General features: G+C 71.1%; 15 protein-coding genes. 9 read left to right on the top strand and 6 right to left on the bottom strand.

What is annotated here, in order from left to right:
* The first annotated feature begins 72 nt into the window (after positions 1–72).
* On the top strand, positions 73–2,337 hold the full coding sequence (locus tag ABD785_RS06850; RefSeq protein ID WP_344823403.1) for a LamG-like jellyroll fold domain-containing protein: 2,265 nt from the start codon (positions 73–75) through the stop codon (positions 2,335–2,337).
* A gap of 85 nt (positions 2,338–2,422) precedes the next feature.
* Here ABD785_RS06850 and ABD785_RS06845 read toward each other — a convergent pair whose 3' ends face one another.
* Positions 2,423–4,042, bottom strand: coding sequence for a Wzz/FepE/Etk N-terminal domain-containing protein (locus ABD785_RS06845; RefSeq protein WP_344823401.1), 1,620 nt, complete (start codon positions 4,040–4,042; stop codon positions 2,423–2,425).
* A 179-nt stretch (positions 4,043–4,221) separates the two neighbouring features.
* Here ABD785_RS06845 and ABD785_RS06840 point away from each other — a divergent pair, with 179 nt between their 5' ends.
* A complete protein-coding gene (locus ABD785_RS06840) occupies positions 4,222–5,844 on the top strand; it encodes a PQQ-binding-like beta-propeller repeat protein (protein WP_344823399.1) in 1,623 nt (540 codons plus the stop codon).
* A gap of 30 nt (positions 5,845–5,874) precedes the next feature.
* Here ABD785_RS06840 and ABD785_RS06835 read toward each other — a convergent pair whose 3' ends face one another.
* The gene (locus ABD785_RS06835; RefSeq protein ID WP_344823397.1) at positions 5,875–6,942 is read right to left on the bottom strand and encodes a hypothetical protein; all 1,068 of its coding nucleotides are present in this window, start codon (positions 6,940–6,942) and stop codon (positions 5,875–5,877) included.
* 155 nt (positions 6,943–7,097) lie between these two features.
* Here ABD785_RS06835 and ABD785_RS06830 point away from each other — a divergent pair, with 155 nt between their 5' ends.
* The 7 genes from ABD785_RS06830 (at position 7,098) to ABD785_RS06800 (ending at position 16,252) form a co-directional block, all read left to right on the top strand.
* A complete protein-coding gene (locus tag ABD785_RS06830; protein WP_344824131.1) occupies positions 7,098–8,021 on the top strand; it encodes a glycosyltransferase family 2 protein in 924 nt (307 codons plus the stop codon).
* A 3-nt stretch (positions 8,022–8,024) separates the two neighbouring features.
* On the top strand, positions 8,025–9,281 hold the full coding sequence (locus ABD785_RS06825) for an O-antigen ligase family protein (RefSeq protein ID WP_344823395.1): 1,257 nt from the start codon (positions 8,025–8,027) through the stop codon (positions 9,279–9,281).
* Positions 9,278–10,813: an oligosaccharide flippase family protein gene (locus ABD785_RS06820; protein ID WP_344823393.1), complete on the top strand. Its 1,536-nt coding sequence runs from the start codon at positions 9,278–9,280 to the stop codon at positions 10,811–10,813. The genes ABD785_RS06825 and ABD785_RS06820 overlap by 4 nt, the downstream gene beginning before the upstream one ends.
* A 9-nt stretch (positions 10,814–10,822) precedes the next feature.
* Positions 10,823–11,722, top strand: coding sequence for a sulfotransferase domain-containing protein (locus ABD785_RS06815; RefSeq protein WP_344823391.1), 900 nt, complete (start codon positions 10,823–10,825; stop codon positions 11,720–11,722).
* Between the two features lie 179 nt (positions 11,723–11,901).
* Positions 11,902–14,202 carry a fibrinogen-like YCDxxxxGGGW domain-containing protein gene (locus ABD785_RS06810; protein ID WP_344823388.1) on the top strand — a complete coding sequence of 767 codons (2,301 nt, stop codon included), beginning with the start codon at positions 11,902–11,904 and terminating at the stop codon, positions 14,200–14,202.
* A 14-nt stretch (positions 14,203–14,216) separates the two neighbouring features.
* Positions 14,217–15,437: a glycoside hydrolase family 26 protein gene (locus ABD785_RS06805; RefSeq protein ID WP_344823385.1), complete on the top strand. Its 1,221-nt coding sequence runs from the start codon at positions 14,217–14,219 to the stop codon at positions 15,435–15,437.
* A 35-nt stretch (positions 15,438–15,472) separates the two neighbouring features.
* A complete protein-coding gene (locus ABD785_RS06800; RefSeq protein WP_344823382.1) occupies positions 15,473–16,252 on the top strand; it encodes a class I SAM-dependent methyltransferase in 780 nt (259 codons plus the stop codon).
* Between the two features lie 9 nt (positions 16,253–16,261).
* Here ABD785_RS06800 and ABD785_RS06795 read toward each other — a convergent pair whose 3' ends face one another.
* The 4 genes from ABD785_RS06795 to ABD785_RS06780 all read right to left on the bottom strand — a co-directional run bounded on the left by ABD785_RS06795 (position 16,262) and on the right by ABD785_RS06780 (position 18,732).
* The gene (locus ABD785_RS06795; RefSeq protein ID WP_344823379.1) at positions 16,262–16,798 is read right to left on the bottom strand and encodes a glycosyltransferase; all 537 of its coding nucleotides are present in this window, start codon (positions 16,796–16,798) and stop codon (positions 16,262–16,264) included.
* Positions 16,795–17,244 carry a PssD/Cps14F family polysaccharide biosynthesis glycosyltransferase gene (gene pssD, locus ABD785_RS06790; protein WP_344823376.1) on the bottom strand — a complete coding sequence of 150 codons (450 nt, stop codon included), beginning with the start codon at positions 17,242–17,244 and terminating at the stop codon, positions 16,795–16,797. The genes ABD785_RS06795 and pssD overlap by 4 nt, the downstream gene beginning before the upstream one ends.
* The gene (locus tag ABD785_RS06785; RefSeq protein ID WP_344823373.1) at positions 17,241–18,443 is read right to left on the bottom strand and encodes a hypothetical protein; all 1,203 of its coding nucleotides are present in this window, start codon (positions 18,441–18,443) and stop codon (positions 17,241–17,243) included. Before ABD785_RS06785 ends, pssD begins: the two co-directional genes overlap by 4 nt.
* A gap of 67 nt (positions 18,444–18,510) precedes the next feature.
* A complete protein-coding gene (locus ABD785_RS06780) occupies positions 18,511–18,732 on the bottom strand; it encodes a hypothetical protein (protein WP_344823371.1) in 222 nt (73 codons plus the stop codon).
* Positions 18,733–18,792 lie beyond the last annotated feature (60 nt).

Genomic DNA, 18,792 nt, shown 5'->3' with positions numbered 1-18,792 from the left:
CGATCTATGTTCCTCCCATGCTCGTATGTCGAAAGGGCATGTCGGGGCGGGCGGAGCAAGCGTGGGGTGAAAATGGAAGCGAAAGCGCTCAGGCATGCCCTGAGCAGACTGCTCGCGGTCGTCCTGGCGGCGGGCGGAATGGCCGTGGCGGCGGCCGCGCCGGGGGCGGCGGAGGGTGACCAGACGATCAGCGGCACCGCGTCGCCGATCTGGCAGACCAACAACGAAGTGCACGCGATGGCGGTGTCGGGGGGCACGCTGTACGCGGGGGGAACGTTCACGACGGTCCGGCCGCCGGGCTCGTCGACCACGACGGGCCGCACCTACCTGGCGGGCTTCAGCACCGCGACCGGGGCCCTGACCTCGTTCAACGTGACGCTGAACGGGCGGGTGCGCGCCCTGGACGTCTCGCCGGACGGCACGAAGCTGTACGTCGGCGGCGACTTCACGACCGTCAACGGAACGACCCGCAACCGGCTGGCCGCCATCAACCTCCCGGCGGGCACGCTGGCCACCGGGTTCACGGCCAACGCCAACGCGGCGGTCACCTCGCTCAAGGCCACGGCGACGGCCCTGTACGTCGGCGGTGACTTCTCCACCCTCGCCGGGGCGGCCAAGGCCAGGATCGGCGCGGTCAACGCCACGACCGGCGCGAACATCGCGGGATTCGCCGCGAGCACCGACAACCGCGTCTACACCATCGCCGTCGACGAGGACGAGGGCCGGGTCCTGCTCGGCGGATCGTTCCTGACGATCAACGGCGTCTCCCAGCCCTACATCGGCTCGGTCGACTCCGCGACGGGCGCGAGCCGGCCGTGGGCGGCGAACGGGCTCGGCAACTGCCAGCTCACCGTCAAGAAGATCCTCAACGTCGACGACCACGCCTACGTGACCGCTGAGGGCGGGCCGCCCGGCTGCTGGGAGGGGGTCTACAAGGCCAACGTCGCCGACGGGAGCATCGTGTGGGAGGACGAGTGCCTCGGCGCGGGCCAGGCGCTGGCCGCCATCGGCTCCCAGATCTACTTCGGTTCGCACACCCATGACTGCGCGCGGGTCCCGGGCGGCTTCACCGGACCGAACAACAACAACGCCTTCATCTGGTACCGGCTGAACGTCCTCAACGCCGGCACCGGCGACATCGGGCACTGGACGCCGAACACCAACGCCGCGGGCACCACCTCGGTCGGCCCGCAGGTCATGGCCACGGACGGCAGCCAGATCTTCGTCGGAGGCGACTTCACCAACGTCAACGGCACCGCCCAGCAGGGCCTCACCCGGTTCGCGGTCAAGGGCGTCAACACCGCGCCGACCACGCCGGGGGCGCCGACCGCCACGGCGGTCGCGCCGGGCCATGTCAAGATCTCCGTCCCGGGGACCTCCGACCGCGACAACGGCACCCTGACCTACCAGCTCTTCCGCGACGCCGGCACGACCCCGATCGCCACCCAGGCGGTCGAGTCCTGGCCCTACAGCCTGCCGAAGGTGACCTTCACCGACACGGCGCCGGGCGCGGCCGGGGCCTCCGTCCGCTACCGGGTCCGGGTCTCCGACGGGTCGGCCCTGACCGGCTACAGCGCCTACTCCGCCACCGTGACGGTGCCCGCGTCGGCCCCCGCCGCGTTCGCCTCCACGGTCACCGGAAGCTCGCCCTGGTGGCGGTTCAACGACCTCACCGACTCCTCGGGCAACGGCACCCAGCCGCTGCTCCAGGGCGGCGCGGCCGTCGGCCAGCCGGGCTTCCTGACCGGCGACGGCGCCCTCGCCACCGACGGCGCCACCGGGTACGCGGCCGCCGCGTCCCCGCAGGTCCTCGGCGCCTCCTTCACCGTCTCGACCTGGTTCCGGACGACCGGACGGCTCGGCGGCGGGCTGCTCGGCTACTCCGACGCCCAGACCGGCGCCGGAACCTCCTCCGACCGGGTCGTCTGGCTCGACAACGACGGCAAGGTCGTCGCCGGGATCAGGACGGCCGCGACGGGCGGAGGCCCCGGTGCGAGGATCGCGTTCGCACGGTCCCCGCTGACCTACCGGGACGGCGCCTGGCACCAGGTCGCCGCCACCTACAACGGCACGACGCTCCTGCTCTACATCGACGGCCAGCAGGTCGCCTCGGCGACCGGGACCGCCGCCAACCCGCTGGCCGCCGGCGGCTACCTCCGCGCCGGTTATGTGAACCTCGGCCAGTTCAACACGGTCTTCGGACGTAACTTCCGCAACCGCCCCGCCCCGTCGAGCCACTTCTTCGACGGCTCGATCGACGAGACGGCGGCCTATCCGGTGGTCCTGACCGCCGGGCAGATCGCCCAGCAGTACGTGTCGGGGGCCGCGGGTTCCTGACCCGCCACCCCGGCCCGCCTGAACGGCGAGGGGGCCGCCACCCGGCCAGGGTGGCGGCCCCCTTCGTGTCAGGGCCGGGAGCCGTTCAGGAGATGTCGGACTTCGACTTCGCGGCGGAACGGTCCGCGGGCTCGTCCTCGGAGCCAGAACCGGAGCCGGAGCTGGAACCGGAGCCCATCAGCGACAGCTTCAGGTCGTCGTCCATGATGAGGGGCTCTTCCTTGGGCTTGCGCTGCTCGGGGACCACGAGCAGGCCGAGGAGCACCGCGTGCATCCGGTCGACCTGCCGCAGGGCGTCGGTGACGTGGTGCAGGCGGGTCCTGCGGGTCTCGACCACGATCAGCGCACCGTCGGAACGGCTCGCGATGGCCTGGGCGTCGGCGCCCAGCGAGCTGGCGGGAGCCTCGAGGACGACGAAGTCGACCTTCTCCCTGAGCTGCACGAGGATCTGGTCCAGCCGGACGCTCTGCAGCAGGTCGGCGGCCCGTTCGGTGGCCAGGCCCGGGCCGATCACCGAGAGCTTGCCGCCGCCCTGGACGCTGCGGTGGGTGACGTCCTTGAGGGTGGCCTGGCCGAGCAGGAGCTCCGCGAGGCCGGGGCCCTCGGGGAGCCCGAGCAGCACATGGCCCTCGCCCGCCTCAAGGTCGGCGGTGATCAGCACGCTCTGCCAGCCGATCCGGGCCAGCGCGGCGGCCGTGTTGGCGGCGACCATCCCGGTGCCGTGGCCGGTCGTGGCGCCCGAGACCATGACGACGTGCGAGCCCTCGCCCAGCGACACCGTGATCGAGTGGGCCAGCTCGTGGAAGGCCTGGCCCTGCCGGTCGCGGGCGGACAGCAGCCCGGTCGCGGCGCCCTTGGCCCGCCGGATCCTGGGCAGGACGAACGCGGGCACCAGGCCCAGCCTGCGCTCCAGGTCGCCCGCGGTGTGGATGCGCCGGTCCATCCGCTCCAGGGCGATCGCGAGGATCACCCCGACGAACAGCCCGAGCGCCAGGCCGCTCGGCAGGTACTTGCGGGGGCTCGGGCTGACCGGCTCACCCGGCAGGAACGCGTCGGTGATGATCTCGCCGGGGGTGATGTTCGCGGCGTCGATCCGGGCGTCCGACAGTTTGCCGGTCAGGGTCTCGAGCTGGGAGTACAGCAGGTTCTTCTGGGCCGGGTCCTTCTGCGCGGACCACTGCTTGGTGATGTTGGAGATCTGGGTCTCCAGCGCCTGGAGCTGGGGGTTGATCACGGCGAGGGCGCTGTCGGTGCGGCTGCCCAGGTAGGCCTGGCCGAACGCGTGGGCGCAGTCCCTGGCCGACTTGGCGGTCGGTCCCTGGCAGGTCAGGTAGAGGACCGTCGACTGGTCGGGGACGGTCACCTTCACCCGCTTGGACAGCTTGTTGGGCGCCTCGTCCGACTTCATGAGCCGGGCGGCGACCTGCGCGACGCTCACCGAGCGGACCCGCTGGGACTCGGTCTGCAGGTTGATGTCCTGGTTGCCGCGGGCGCTCTGGCCGCTGCGGTCCTGTCCCGTCGCGGTCACGTGGACGACCACGAACGACGAGTAGGTGTCAGGGAGGACCACCAGCAGCCCGGCCGCGAAGGCCACGAACAAGCACGCGCATTCGGCGACGGCCCACCAGCGGCGCTTGAGCATGGCCAGGTAGTCGGCGAATCCCTGGGAAGCAGGGCCGGGAGCGGTGGATGTCTGGACTTGCAAGTTCGAGAACCCCCTGAACGGCCGCGAGCCTGGAGGCCCTTCCCCGGTCGCGATGCAGTAAAGATACCTCGCCCGTTTCATGAGGGAGTCTTGAGCCGTGTTGCATTCCTGTATATCTAACGCTAAAGGGCACTGCCGCCTTCGTCCGAGCGCGTTATGAACGGGCACTCATGACCATCATGAAGAGAATCTCCGTGGTGTGCGCCGCACTGATTTCCCTGGCAGCCACCGCCACTTCCGCCCACGCCGATCCCTCCGGTTACTCCGCTCAGCCACGGGCCTCCTGGTCCCCCAACGGAGCCGTTTACGCGCTCGCCGAGAGCGGCGGCCGCGTCTATCTCGGCGGGAACTTCACGGCGATCACCAACAGGGCCACGGGCGAGACCGTGGAGGTGACCCGGCTGGCCGCGATCGACGCCGTCACCGGTGACCTGATCCGGACATGGACCCCTGCCGCCAACAACATCGTCTACTCGCTGGTCGCCTCGGCCGACGGCACGCGGATCTTCGCGGGCGGCACGTTCACCTCGGTCTCCGGGGTCGGTAAGAGCCGTCTCGCGGCGCTCAACGCCACGACCGGCGCCCTGATCCCGACCTGGGGCCCCTACCCGAACGCCCAGGTCAGGGGCATGACCAGGATCGGTGACACGCTCTACCTCGGCGGCCTGTTCACCTCCGTGTCGACCGTCGCCCGCACCCGGCTGGCCGCGGTCAGCGCCACCACCGGGACGCTCCTGCCGTGGGCGCCCGCCGCCGACGCCTCCGTCAGCACGCTCGAGGGCGTCCCGGACGGCTCCGAGGTCGTCATCGGCGGGACCTTCCACCAGCTCGGCGGGGTGGGCCGGGACTTCCTCGGTGCGGTCGACGCCGTCACCGGGACGCCCACCTCCTGGAATCCCACGGAGGCGTGCGGCGACTGCCAGATCCTCGACGTCGCGGTCGACGACACCCGCGTCTACGCCGGAGTCGGCGGCACCGGCGGCCACGCCACCGCCTGGAACCGGAACTCCAACGCCGTCCTGTGGTCGCAGCAGGGCGACGGCGACGTCGAGTCGATCGCCGTCAGCGACGGCATGGTCTACGCGGGCGGGCACTACTCGCCGTCCTTCGCCGGCACCACCCGCTACGCGTTGACCGCCCTCGACGACGCGACGGGCGCGGTCGACCCCTACTTCGCGCCGCAGATCACCCAGACCCTCGGCACCCACGCGATCCTGGCCGGCCCGTCCTACCTGCGGATCGGCGGCACCTTCCAGACGATCAACGGGACCTCGCGGGCCCGGTACGCCGAGTTCCCGATCGCGGGCCCGCCCCAGACACTGCTCGGCCCCGGGACCTCCTGGCGCTACGACGACTCCGGCGCCGACCTCGGCACGGCATGGAGCGGCACCGCCTACGACGACTCCGCCTGGCCGTCCGGCGCGGCCCAGCTCGGCTTCGGCGACGGCGACGAGGCGACCGCATTGACCCCCGGCAGGATCACCTACTACTTCCGCACGACCTTCACCGTGGCCAACCCCGCCGCGCTCCGCGACGCCGTCGTCCAGCTCGTCCGCGACGACGGCGCCATCGTCCACCTGAACGGTACGGAGATCTTCCGGACCGCGATGCCCGCCGGGGCCGTCACCTCGTCCACCCCGGCGAGCAGCACCTCGGGCGGGGCCGACGAGTCGTTCTGGCACAGCTCGTGGTTCCGGCCGTCGCTGCTGCGCAACGGCCTGAACACCCTCGCGGTGGAGGTGCACCAGGCCGCCGCGAACTCCTCGGACGTCTCCTTCAACCTCCAGCTCACGGGGCGCTGAGCGCGAGCCCCGCGGCCCGGGTCCGGCGCGCTACCGGACCCGGGTCCTGAACTTGTAGACCAGGATGCCCGCGCCCCCGGCCAGCATCACCACCGCGATGATCGCGGCCGGGAGACGCCCGCCGAGCCCGGCCTTCCGCGGTTCCTCGCCGCCTTCGGACGGCTCCGCCGAGGCGTCGGCCGAGCGGGGCAGCGGCACCTGCCACAGCGGCTGGCGCACCCCCTCGGAGTTGACGATCAGCGAGTGCCCCGAGGCGGTGAAGGCGACGCCCTCGCCCTGCCGCTGCGGCGGAAGATGGATCTTCACCGGCTCGGTGGCCAGAGCCCCGGGGACGTCGCCGTCCTCGACCCACCAGACGAACGCGTCGAGCCCGTTGCGGATCACCAGCCGGTCGCCCGAGGGCGAGAACGCCCCGCCGGAGGCCGCGGTGACCGGCAGCCCCGCCGTCACCTTCCTGGCCACGACGACCGAGGCGGGATCGGGGTCCGGGGGCAGCGTCCACACCTCGGTCACGCCCGGCTTCCCGGGGGAGCCCTCCGCCGGGGGCTGGGTCTTGGTGACCAGGTAGGGCCGGCCGGTGCCCGGCTGGAGCAGGAGGGTCTCGACGTTGCGGGTGGCGTTGTCGGGATAGCGGAACGACTGGATCGTCACGCCCGTCGCCTTGCGCGTCGAGGTCTTCGGCTCGTCGAAGGTGATCAACCGGAAGGTCTTGCGGTACCCCTGCCGGGCGGCCTGCCGCACCTGGAAGGCGTCGCCCGTGTCGGAGATCATCATCACCCGGCGGCCGCTGGAGAGGGTGGCGGTCGCCAGGTCCTCCCAGTCCTCGTTGCCGCCCGCGGGGAGGGCGACGGTGAAGGCCGTCCTGCCCTTCATGTCCAGGGCGTAGATCAGTGTCGAGCGGCGGGCGTCCTGGAGGGTGAACATCATGCTCCCGCCCGTGCTCAGCGCGAGGCCGCTCGCGTTGTCCAGGCGGGCGTCGGTCGCCACGGCGATGACGGTCGCCTCGCTGGGCTCGGGGGAGGCGGGCTCGCCGGAAGCGGCCTCCGGAGCGGAGGCGCAGAACGCCGCCACGACCGAGAAACCCACGGTGAAACGCATGATCAAATGCATCTGACCTGCCCGGGTGAGGATGAAGCTTGAGTAACAGACGGGTGCATTATGGGGGACTGACGGTAAACTCTCGGCAACTGATCCGCTGTGTGCATCCATGTTGTTATGGGGTCTTTCAGGCGAGGGGGCCGGCCTTGGCCGATGTGCAGAACGGTTCGGCCTCCGCCGTCACCGTGGTCATCGCCACCCGCGACCGGCCGGGACAGCTCGAGGAAGCGGCCCTCGCGGCCCTGCGCCAGGATCATCCGGGGCCGCTCGAACTGCTGGTCGTCTTCGACCAGGTGCCGGTCAGGGAGCTCGACCTCGGAGACCTCCCGGCGGGACGCTCCCTGCGACTGATGGCCAACAAGCGCACTCCAGGGCTGCCCGGCGGCCGGAACACCGGGATCGGCGCGGCCACCGGAGAGTACATCGCCTTCTGCGACGACGACGACTCCTGGCTGCCCGGAAAAGTCACCGCCCAGTTGTCACTTCTCGCCGACCATCCGGGCAGCTTCGCCAGCGGCACCGGCGTCGAGGTGCGCTCGCCCGGCGGCTCCACGGTCAGGCTCGTGCCGTTCGAGCCGGTCGAGCTCCGGCATCTGCTGCGCGACCGGGTCTTCGAGCTGCATCCGTCGTCGGTGCTGGTCCGCCGCGACCGGCTCGTCGCCGAGGCCGGGCTGGTCGACGAGGAGATCCCCGGCGGCTACGCCGAGGACTACGACCTGGCGCTGCGGATCGCCCGGATCGCCCCGATCCCCTGCGTTCCCGAGCCGCTGACCATAGTCAACTGGGGCGGCTCCTTCTTCGCCCACCGTTTCCCGATGATCGCCGACGCGCTCGAGTACCTCCTGGCCAAGCATCCGGAGTTCACCGGTGAGCCGGCCGGGCTGGCGCGCGTCCAGGGGCAGATCGCCTTCTACCGCGCCGCCTCCGGCTCCTTCCGCGCCGCCCTCGGCTGGGCCCGCCGGGCCCTGCGCGGCAACTGGCGCGAACCGCGCGCCTACCTCGCCCTGCTCCTGACGACCAGGCTGGTGGGGGCCGAACGGGTCCTGCGCGTGCTCAACGCCCGGGGCCGGGGAGTCTGAGCAGTGGCGCTCCTCGTCACCGACCGGACCTTCGACATGCGGCAGGCCCCCCTTCCGGCCTGGCCGTTCGTCTTCGCTTTCGCCGGGTTCCCGGTGCTGTGGCTGATGGGGCTCGGCGGCTTCGCCGGGGTCGTCGCCGCCCTGCCGGTCCTGGCGCTGCTCCTGGTCAGACGGGATATCAGGCTTCCCGGCGGCTTCATGCTGTGGGCGCTGTTCCTGGGCTGGACGGTCCTGGCCGCGACCCAGCTCGACACCTCGGGACGGATGATCGGCTTCGCCTTCCGGTTCATGAGTTACGCGGCGGCGGCCGTCCTGTTCGTCTACATCTGGAACTGCCGGCCCGACGTCTTCCCCACCCGGCGGATCTGCGGGGTCATGGTCCTGTTCCTCACCTGGGTGGTGGTCGGCGGCTACCTCGGCGTCCTGGTCCCGCGCGGGTCGATCACCACGCCGATGGAGATGATCCTGCCCGGCGGGATCAAGGCCAACTCCTATGTCTGGGAGCTCGTCCATCCGAAGTTCGCCGAGATCCAGTACCCGTGGGGCGCGCCCAGGCCCTACATCCGGCCCAGCGCGCCGTTCGCCTACACCAACGCCTGGGGCAGCCACTTCGCCCTGCTCGCCCCGTTCGCGTTCTGCTACGCCTCGATGCCCGTCCGGCGGTGGCAGCGGTTCGGGACGCTCGCGGTCGTCGCGGCGGGGCTCGTCCCGGCGTTCGCGACCCTCAACCGGGGGATGTTCCTGTCGCTGGGCGTCGGGGTGGTCTACGCGGCGGTCCGGCTGGCCAAGCGCGGCCAGATCTTCCTGATGACGGCGGTCGGCGCGCTGCTGTCGACCGCCCTGTACGCCGCCTACGCGACGGGCGTGTTCGAGCTGATCAGCGCCCGCACCGAGTACAGCCCCACCAACTCCTCGCGCACCAGCCTCTACCTGGAGGCCTACCACCGGACCATGGACTCGCCGCTGGTCGGCGCGGGCGGGCCGCGGCCGTCGGAGACGCTCAACATCTCGGTCGGCACCCAGGGCCAGTTCTGGAACGTCATGTTCTCCTACGGGTTCGTCGGCCTCGCCCTGTTCTGCGGGTTCATCTGGTGGCTGGCCCTGCGCAGCAGGCACGCCCCCGGGCCGCTGCTGTGGCTGCACGCGGTGCCCGTCATGGCCTCGTTCATGATCTTCTTCTATGGTCTCGACGGCTCCCAGCTCCTGGTCATCTTCATCGCCGGAGCGCTGGCGATCTCCCGCGAGAGGGAGGTCCCGTGACGGAGGCCGCCGCCCCGCCCAGGTCCGCCCTCGCCGAGGCCGCCAAGGGCGGAGTCATCGGCCTGCTGGGCGCGGTCATCGCCGCGGCCGGCGGGTTCGCGCTGACGGTCGTCGCGGCGCGGGCGCTCGGCCCCGAGCGGACCGGTGTCTTCTTCATCGTCGTCGCGCTGATCACGATCGTCGGCGAGATCACCGAGCTGGGCGCCGACACGGGCCTGGTCCGGGTGCTGGCCGCCCAGCGGGCCCTGGGCCGGATCGGGGAGCTCCGCCTGCTGCTGCGCTCGGCGCTCGTCCCGGTCGTGGTGGCCGGCGCGCTCGCCTGCGGCGCCCTCCTCGCGCTCGCCGGGCCCCTGGCCGACCTGCTGGTCGACCCCGTCAGCCGCGACGACGCCCGCACGTTCCTGTATCTCGGCGCACCGGTCGTGGCGGTGTGGGCGCTGCGCAACGTCGCGCTGGCCGGGACCCGCGGGCTGGGCAGCATCACGGCGTTCACCGCGGTGAACAACATCGCGCTCCCGGCCGCGCGTCCGCTGCTGGTGCTGGCCGCGCTGATCGCGGGCCTGCCCGCATGGACGGTCATGGCGGCCTGGTCGCTGCCCGCCCTCTTCGCCGGGCTCGCCGCGCTCGTTCTGCTGTGGCGCCTGCTCCAGCGGGTGGAACGGACCGAGCCCGCCACGCTCGCCGCCCGTTCCCGCCGTGAGAGCTCCCGCGAGTTCTGGTCCTTCTCCGGTCCCCGCGGGGTCGCCGCCGCGCTGGAGATCGCCATCGTCTGGCTGGACGTCCTGATCGTCGGCGCCCTGGTGTCGACGCGCGAGGCCGGGCTGTACGCCACGACCAGCCGGTTCATCACGACGGGCACCCTGGTGCTGGCCGCCACCCGGATCGCGCTGGCCCCCCAGATCTCCGCGCTGCTCGCCAAGGGGAACCGCGGCGAGGCCGAACGGCTGAACTCGATCGCCACGACCTGGATCGTCGCGGGCTCCTGGCCGATCTACCTGCTGCTCGCCGTCGGAGGGCCCTATCTCCTGACGCTGTTCGGGCCCGAGTTCGCGGCCGGGGCCGACGCGCTGGCCGTCCTGTGCGCGGCGATGCTGGTGGCGCTGCTGGCCGGCAACGTGCAGACCGTCCTGCTGATGGGCGGCAAGAGCAGCTGGAGCCTGGCGAACAAGGCGGTGGCGCTCACCGTCATGATCGTGGCCGATCTGCTGCTCGTCCCTGCGCACGGCATCGTCGGCGCGGCGATCGCCTGGGGGCTGACGATCCTGGTCGACAACGGGCTGGCCGCGCTCCAGGTCAGGTACGGCATGAAGGTGCGGCTGCGGCCCGCCGAGCCCCTGCTGGTCGCGGCCGCCGCCCTGGTCTGCTTCGGCGGCACGGGCGTCGCCGTCCGCACGGTCCTGGGGATGGACGCCCTCGGATTCCTGGTCTGCTGCGCCGTGGCGTGCGCCGCCTACGGCGCGCTGCTGTTCCTCGGGCGCAGGGTCCTTCACCTCGACGAGCTGCTCGCCGCCCGGAGGGGCCGCGGCGCATGAAAGGCGATCATGGCTGAGCAGTTGCAGGCACGGCTGAAGGACGTCGCTCCGCGGTGGCTGAAGGACGTCGCGAACACCGTGACGCGCGGTTACGCCGTCCAGACCGCCGAGCGGCGCCATCTGCCCGACTTCATGATCATCGGAACGAAGCGGGGCGGGACCACCTCGATGTGGAACTACCTGGTCCAGCATCCGCTGGTCATGCCGATGTATCCCAGCTCGCGCGGGCTGAAGAGCCCCTGGTACTTCTACGCCAACTACGCCAGGGGCGAGGCCTGGTACCGCTCGCACTTCGCGACGGAGAAGCGCCTCGACCGGCTGGAGGCCGAGACCGGCAGCCGCCCGGTCACCGGCGAGGCCTGTCCCTACTACATGTACGACCCGAGGATCGCCGGGCGGGTGCACGCGATGATGCCCGAGCTGAAGATCATCGTCCTGCTCCGCGATCCGGTGAAGCGCGCCTACTCCCACTTCTGGGAGCGCACCGGCGAGGGCGACGAGACCCTCACCTTCGAGCGGGCGCTGGCCGCGGAGCCGGAGCGGACCGCGGGCGAGCTCGACCGCATGGCCGCCGATCCCTTCTACTACGGGCGCGCCCATGACTACTTCTCCTACCGCGACCGCGGGATCTACCTGCCGCAGCTCCAGCGGTGGGAGGCCCTGTACGGCCGCGACCGAATGATGATCATGCCGGCGGAGGAGCTCTACGCCGACGAGCAGAAGGCCGTCGACAAGGTCAGCGCGTTCCTCGGCCTTCCGTCGCACCCGGTGTCGGTGGCCAAGCGGCACAACCACCTTCCCGCGCCGCCCATGGACCCGGCGACCCGGGCGGAGCTCACCGAGTTCTACCGGGAGCACAACCGGGCCCTGTTCACCTGGCTCGGGACCGACTACGGGTGGCCAAGCTGAGATGCTTCCGTTCTTCGCGTTGCATTGACACGTTAATCAGTATTTCCTTAACATTTTTTTACATTACGGAACTTTTCCGTGCTCGGGGGGCCCACGGGCTAGTCCTCTCGATGGGGGAAACACTGATGTCACGTTCAAAACGCAGGCGATCCAGGCTTGCGGCGGTTGGAGCCGCCGTCTTGGCCCTGGGATTCGCCAGCGCGATCACTACAGGCACCGCGGCGACCGCCGCGGTCCCGGGAGACGGGACGACGGCGCTGACCGCCGCGCCCTCCTGCTGGGCGATCAAGCAGTCCCTTCCCGCCGCGACCGACGGCGTCTACTGGCTGCAGACCCCGAAGCTGGTCACCGCTCAGCAGTTCTACTGCGACATGACCACCGACGGCGGCGGCTGGGTCCTGGTCGGCCGCGGCCGCGAGGGATGGAACTTCGGCTATCCGGGCCAGGGCACCGCCGCCCAGGTCCGCAACACCCCGTCCGGCACCGGCGCGTTCACCCCCGCCGCGCTGCCGGGCGACACCGTCAACGGGCTCCTCAACGGCACCCCCGTCAAGGACCTCCCCGACGGCGTGCGCCTCAAGCGCGCCACGAACGCCGCGGGCACGGCGTTCCAGGAACTGCGCTGGAAGCTCCTCAAGCCGAGCGGATGGTCCTGGACCTTCGACGGCGGCCAGCAGCTCGCCTCCGCCTCCTTCGGCGCCAACGTCTACACCGACGCGGGCCTGACCACGGCGAGCATCAGCAAGGACAGCGTCGCGCTTCCGGCGCAGCGCGTCATCACCACCGAGGCGAGCAACAAGAACTACCGCAAGGGCTTCGGCCACGGCACCCGGGTCACCGGCGGCAGCAACGCCGCGACCAACTACCTGTGGACCAACGCCTCGGAGGGGTCGCCGATCGGGTTCACCCAGGTGTGGATCCGGCCGAAGACCACGACGTCCGACTACGGCACCGTCCCCGACGCCGGGCTCCCGGCCGCGGAGAACACCCCGCTGGTGTCCGGCCAGACCACCCCGGTCACCTGGGGCGTCACCGGCATCGCCGGCGGCGGCAGCGGCGAGCAGAACATCGAGGTCCAGGGCCTGGCGGTGCTCGGCAACGTCCTGTACGTCGGCGGCAAGTTCCAGTACGTCCAGAAGGGCGCCACGCCGGGCGCGGGGGAGAAGGTCGAGCAGCCCTACCTCGCGGCGTTCGACGTCACCACCGGTGACTGGATCCCCAGCTTCCGGCCGGTGCTCAACGGGCAGGTCTGGGACGTCCAGGCGGCCGGAGACAAGATCGTCATCGGTGGCGAGTTCACCAGCGTCAACGGCGAGGCCGGCACCACCGGACTGGCCGCGGTCGACCCCGTCACCGGCGCGCCCGTCCCGACCTGGCACGCGCCGGTCACCCTGAGCGACGGCAGCCCGGCCCTGGTCCGCGCGATCGACCTCGAGGGCAACTGGCTCTACGTCGGCGGGAACTTCACCCGGATCTCGGGAGGCGACCCGATCGGCAACCAGATCACCCTGAGCCGCACCGCGCGGGTCTCGGTGGCCACGGGCGCCCCGGACGGCGCCTGGAAGCCCCAGTTCAACGGCAGCGTCATCGAGCTGGACGCCACTCCGACCCGGGTCTACTACGGCGGTTACTTCACCCAGTTCGCCGGGGCCCCGGCGCGCAAGCTGGCCGTCATCACCACCTCCACCCCGCCCGCGCAGGTCGCCGGGCTGAACGACCAGAGCTGGCTGCCGAGCACGTCCAACGTGGACAAGCAGTACCGGCAGATCATCCGGGAGGTCGGGGACCGCGTCTGGCTGGGCGGCTCCGAGCACGACTTCCAGGTCTACTCGGCGGACACCTTCACCCGGATCACCGGGAGCATCAGCCGCGCGGGCGGCGACATGCAGGCCGGTGTCGACATCGACGGCGTCATGTACGGCGGATGCCACTGCTGGAACTTCATGTACAGCGACGCCTACAGCTACCCCGACCCGGCCACGGGCGGATTCTCGACCGTCAACCAGGTCTGGGGCATCGGCGCATGGGACGCCACGACGGGGCAATTCCTCCCGAACTTTAATCCGAGTTTCGATACCCGAATCGGTGTCGGGCCCTGGGAAATGATCGCGGACTCGAACAAGTGCCTCTGGTTCGGCGGCGACGTCAATCGCGGTTCGTGGGACGCGGCGGCCGGCGCCTACCAATGGCTGGGCGGTTTCGGCCGGTTCTGCGGCATCGATCACACGGCTCCGGCCGTTCCGACGCAGCTCCGTGTCGGAACACAGGACGCCACCACCATCAAGATCCAATGGACGGGAACACTCAACGACACAAGTGTGAAGTATGAGTTGCTAAAGGACGGACGGGTCATAGCGACAAATGTCGCTGGATGGTCCTACACTGACACGCTTGATGGGGCTTCTCACCGCTATGTCGTCCGTTCCATGGATGCGGCAGGCAACCGATCGGCCTCGACTCCCGTGCTAGTGGCTCCCTGACCGAGGAGAAGGCCATGATCCGTGGTCGCCGTGCCCCCCGTCCGTTCTCCGGGTCCTCCGGGGGGCCGGTGGCCCCGCGTCCCGGCCTGGCCGCCGTCCTCCTGCTGTCTCTGGCAGCGGGATGCGGCGGCGGCCCCGTCACCTCGCTGACCGCCGACCAGGACGGCGGCGGCACCACCCGCCCGACGGCGTCCGCGGGCGGCGGCTCCCCGAGCCCGTCCGCCTCGCACAAGCGCAGGCCCCGGCCCACGGCCGGGCCGACCACGACGGCCGGTCCCACGGTCCCCGGCGGGCCCGGCGCCACCCGGCCCCCGCCCGGTTCGGGCGACTGCGCCACGGGGCCGAAGCTCGTCCCGACGTGCGGTGCCTGGTGGGGCGTCTACGTCCGCAACGCCTGGCAGGACTCCAGCATCACCGGTCTGGAGGGCAAGGTCGGCCGCAAGTTCAACATCGTCATGCGGTACTTCGACTGGACGGACGGGCCCGCCGGCCGCTTTCCCGACGCCTCCGCCCAGCGCATGAGCGCGGGACGGCACCTCTTCTTCTCCTGGGACACCCGGGTCTACCGGACCGGCAAGCCCGTCCGCTGGGCCGAGATCGCCTCCGGCGCCCACGACGCCAAGATCGTGCGTCCGGCGGCGGAGCGGATGAAGGCCTTCGGCCGCCAGGCGTTCGTCTCCTTCGACCACGAGATGGAACTGAACCTCGACAGCCGCGGCACCGAGGCCGAGTACGTGGCCGCCGCCCGGCACGTCCACGACGTGTTCCGCCGGGCCGGGGTCACCAACGTGGTCTGGGTCTTCACCACCTCGGGCGGCATCTACGGTGACATGCCCAACAAGATCAACAGGCTCTATCCGGGCGACGCCTATGTCGACTGGGTCGGCTGGGACCCCTACAACTTCCACCGCTGCCACAACGCCGGATGGGAGACCTTCAGCCAGTCGATCGACCGTTCCTACCGCTGGTTCTCGCAGGGGATCGGCCGTGACAAGCCGTTGATCCTGCCCGAATTCGGAACGGCCTGGGACCCGTCGAATCCGGGACGGTCCAACGCCTGGCACTCCACCATTCCGAAGGACCTCGCGACCAAGTACACGAAGATCAAGGGTCTGATCCGCTGGGATTCGGATGTGTCGAACCTCGGAATGAGGTGCGGCCTGAACATCGATTCCGGACCCGGCATGCTCCAATCGTTCAAGAACGCGGGCCTGGACCGCTATCTCAACCCCTGATCGCCGCGGCGGAAAGCCGCGCATGGAGGAATGCAATGGTTAACCGCCCGGCCCCCGGTGAGTCTCCGGCAGAGCAGCTGGCCAACTATCTGCAGTTCATCGAGGACCGGCGCGACGCCCACACCAAGACCAAGGCGTCCGACGGGGCCCTGCGGCGGTACGCCAAGCACCTGGTCCCGCAGGGCTTCCGGGGCCGGGCGCGTTTCGTGGTCACCGACGTGGCGCGTCCCGCGGCCGCCGCGAAGGCGAAGCGGATCACGGCCGAGCACGCCGCCGCGGGCAAGGACCTCCTCCTGCACATCGGCAGCGGAGGCGAGCACAAGGACGGCTGGATCAACATCGACCTCGCGGGCGATCCCGTCGAGGTGCCGTGGAACCTGAAGAGGTCGCTGCCCTTCCCCGACGCCAGCGCCGCGGCCCTGTTCTCCGAGCATCTGCTGGAGCACATCCCGCTGCACGGCGTCGTGAACGTCCTGCGCGACTGCCACCGGGTGCTGAAGCCCGGCGGGATCATGCGGGTGGGCGTCCCGGACGCCGGCCGGATGCTGCGGTCCTACACCGAGGACGGCAAGGACTTCATCGCCACCACCCGCCCGGACCGTCCGCAGCTCATGCTCGCGGTCCAGGAGCTCTTCTACTGGTACGACCACTGCACGATGTACGACGAGGAGATGCTCAAGTGGCTGCTGAACGCCACGGGCTTCACCGGTGAGATCCACCGCCGAGAGCCGGGCGAGACGGACCTGCCGGTGGCCGCGCCCGACACCCCCAAGCGCTGGGACGAGACCCTCTACGTGGAGACGGTCAGGCCCTGAGCGTCGGGCTCATCCGGCCGGGCGCCGCCATCCGCGCCGCCGCGGCCGGGCCATGAGCTCCTCGACGAGGAGGCCGAACCGCTCCGCGACCTCGTCGGTGCGCACCCCCTCCGCGGTGACGGTGTGAGCCCCCGGGGTGGCGAGGGCGGTGTCGAGGCGGGCGTGGAGATCCTCGGCGGTGTCCGGCCGGAGGATGAGCCCGCGCTCGGCCATCAGGGTCGTGAACCGCACCTGGTGATCGTCGACATGCTCGCCGAGCCCTGAGCGGCGCGGGACCACGATCGGCAGCCGTCCGGCCTCACGGGCGGCGGCGACGGTGCCGGGGCCGCCGTGGCAGACGACGGCGGCGGCGGTGCTCATCAGCTCCGCGACCCGGTCGTGGGAGATCAGCGGATGGCACTCGCCGAAGGCCGGGGCCCGCGACGTGCCGTGCTGGACGACGCACCGGACGTCCGGATGGGCGGCGGCCCACGGCTCCATCCAGTCGATCATCCGGTGGAACGGGTGGTGGTCGGTGCCGACCGTCACGAAGACCAGAGGGTTCACAGCAGCGGCCCCAACACGACTCCCCGGGGGTAGAGGGTCTGCTGTTCCTGCCACTGGAGCAGGAACAGATCGGTGAACGGCCCGCACAGCCGTCCGGTCAGCGTCGCGGAGTCGACCCGGTCGTAGACCTCGACGTAGACGGTGCGGCAGCCCAGCAGCCTGCCGAGCACGAAGAACGGCAGGGCCACCCCGGCACCGGTGCTGACGATCACGTCGGGACGGTCCCTGAGGAGCATCCGGGCGGCGAGGCCGAGGTTGCGCAGCAGGTTGGGGATGTTGCGGGTCGTCGGATGGTGGGCCCAGCGGACGTCCTCGCCCTTCAGCAGCGACTCGGCGTCGAGCTGCTGGAAGGTCACCCAGGTGCGCTGATGCCCTTCCCACCAGGGGCGCAGCCGGTGGAGCTGGGTGAGGTGCCCGCCGGGGGAGCACACCAGAAGGATCTTCACGCCTCGACTCCGATCTCGGCCAGGACGGCGAGCTGCGCGGGGTGGATCGCGGGGTTCCAGCCCCCGCCGCCGCGCCGCAGCCGCCAGGTGCGGACGAACATCTCCAGCAGGTACAGGTCGCCGAGCAGGGAATCCTCGGCCGAGGACCGGCGGACGGCCGTCACGGCGTCGGCGAGGGGCAGGCCCCGGCTGACGAGGGCGACCTGGAACCGCCAGTGCAGGAGGTCGAGGCCGAGCGGCGCCTGGGCGGAGCTGTGCTCCCAGTCCCAGATCTGGACGGTGCCGCGGTGGACGCCGAGGTTCCACGGCACCCAGTCGCCGTGCCAGCGGCCGAAGCCGATCTCCCGGTGGCCGTGGGCGGCCTCGATCCGGTCCAGGGCCGCCCGGAGCGCTTCGACCACGGTACGGTCGCCGTCGTCACCGGGCTGGCCGCCGGGCGGGTCGGAGGTCTCGGCGCGCAGGCGCTTCCAGAAGTCGGAGGCGGCCAGCGCGGACCGCACGGGCGGCCCGGAGAAGGTGTCGGTGAGCTCCCGCGGCGGGGGGACGTCGAGGGCGCGGTGTCCCCGCACCGCCGGTGGCAGCGGCGCCGTGACGGTGATCAGCCGCCCGTTCCACGCCCCGTGGTACAGCACCCCGGGGACGTGCGCGGACGGCAGAGCGGGCAGGGCGCCGATGCTCTCGGCCTCGTTGGCGACCAGGGCCCGGGTGGCGTCGTTCCAGCCGATCTTGGCGTAGCCGACCGGGACGCCGTCGAGGGTGAAGAGCTGGAGCGTCGGCTTGGAGTTGGGATCGAGCGGCCGCACGCCCACGCCGAAGCAGAGCGGGCCGCGTCCGAGCGCCCCGGCCAGATGCTCGACGAGCGTCGCGGAGCCGCCGGAGGGCACGCAGACCGCGATCCGGTCGAAGAGGCCCCCGAGGCCCAGCCGGAACCCCTGGCCGAGCACGGCACGGACGGCCCGGGTCTTCGGGGCGCGCAGGGCGTTGTAGCGCAGCAGCGAGGCGGCGGCGGCCCGGCGGGAGGCGAGGGGGACCAGGAACTGGGCGGACCGCAGCCGCGGCACGACCGCGTACTCCTCCACCACCCGGTGCCCGCCGGGGACGGCCCCTCCGCCGGCGATCACGACGGCGCCGGACTCCGCGGGCCAGAGCTGGTCGAGGAGCAGGCGCAGGGTCGGGCCGGCTGTAGCGAGAGGGTCCATTGCCACCTTCGATCGGCCCGAAATCGGGCCAATCCTACCGGTGACGGACTCCTCTCGGAGAGTTCTCTCAGCGAAGAGGGGAACGGAGGGAGACCGGCTGCGCGTCGTTCGTGATCAGGGCTTCGACGGCCACGACGCACTCGTCGCAGACGAACAGGGGCTGTCCGGTCACCAGACGGCCGATCGGCTCAGCGGGCCGCGGCCAGCGCTTTCCACAGGAGGCGCAGGCCCGGCCGTTGCGCTGGGCGCGGTTGAGCCCGTCGGCGACGAACGTACGGGGCGGGGGCACTTGCTGGTTGTCCATATTGATCGTCAACTAGGGTCGGTGCGGAACTGCCGTCCCTCTCAT

Source organism: Actinocorallia longicatena (genome assembly GCF_039534125.1).
GTDB classification, from domain to species: Bacteria; Actinomycetota; Actinomycetes; order Streptosporangiales; family Streptosporangiaceae; genus Actinocorallia; species Actinocorallia longicatena.
The sequence above is the reverse complement of the archived record's forward strand: the minus strand, read 5'-3'. Positions and strand labels throughout refer to the sequence as shown.

Coding starts and splice junctions, on each gene's coding strand:
- ABD785_RS06850 (WP_344823403.1), top strand. CDS start 73: ATGGAAGCGAAAGCGCTCAGGCATGCCCTGAGCAGACTGCTCGCGGTC.
- ABD785_RS06800 (WP_344823382.1), top strand. CDS start 15,473: ATGGTTAACCGCCCGGCCCCCGGTGAGTCTCCGGCAGAGCAGCTGGCC.
- ABD785_RS06840 (WP_344823399.1), top strand. CDS start 4,222: ATGAAGAGAATCTCCGTGGTGTGCGCCGCACTGATTTCCCTGGCAGCC.
- ABD785_RS06835 (WP_344823397.1), bottom strand. CDS start 6,942: ATGCGTTTCACCGTGGGTTTCTCGGTCGTGGCGGCGTTCTGCGCCTCC.
- ABD785_RS06785 (WP_344823373.1), bottom strand. CDS start 18,443: ATGGACCCTCTCGCTACAGCCGGCCCGACCCTGCGCCTGCTCCTCGAC.
- ABD785_RS06815 (WP_344823391.1), top strand. CDS start 10,823: ATGGCTGAGCAGTTGCAGGCACGGCTGAAGGACGTCGCTCCGCGGTGG.
- ABD785_RS06805 (WP_344823385.1), top strand. CDS start 14,217: ATGATCCGTGGTCGCCGTGCCCCCCGTCCGTTCTCCGGGTCCTCCGGG.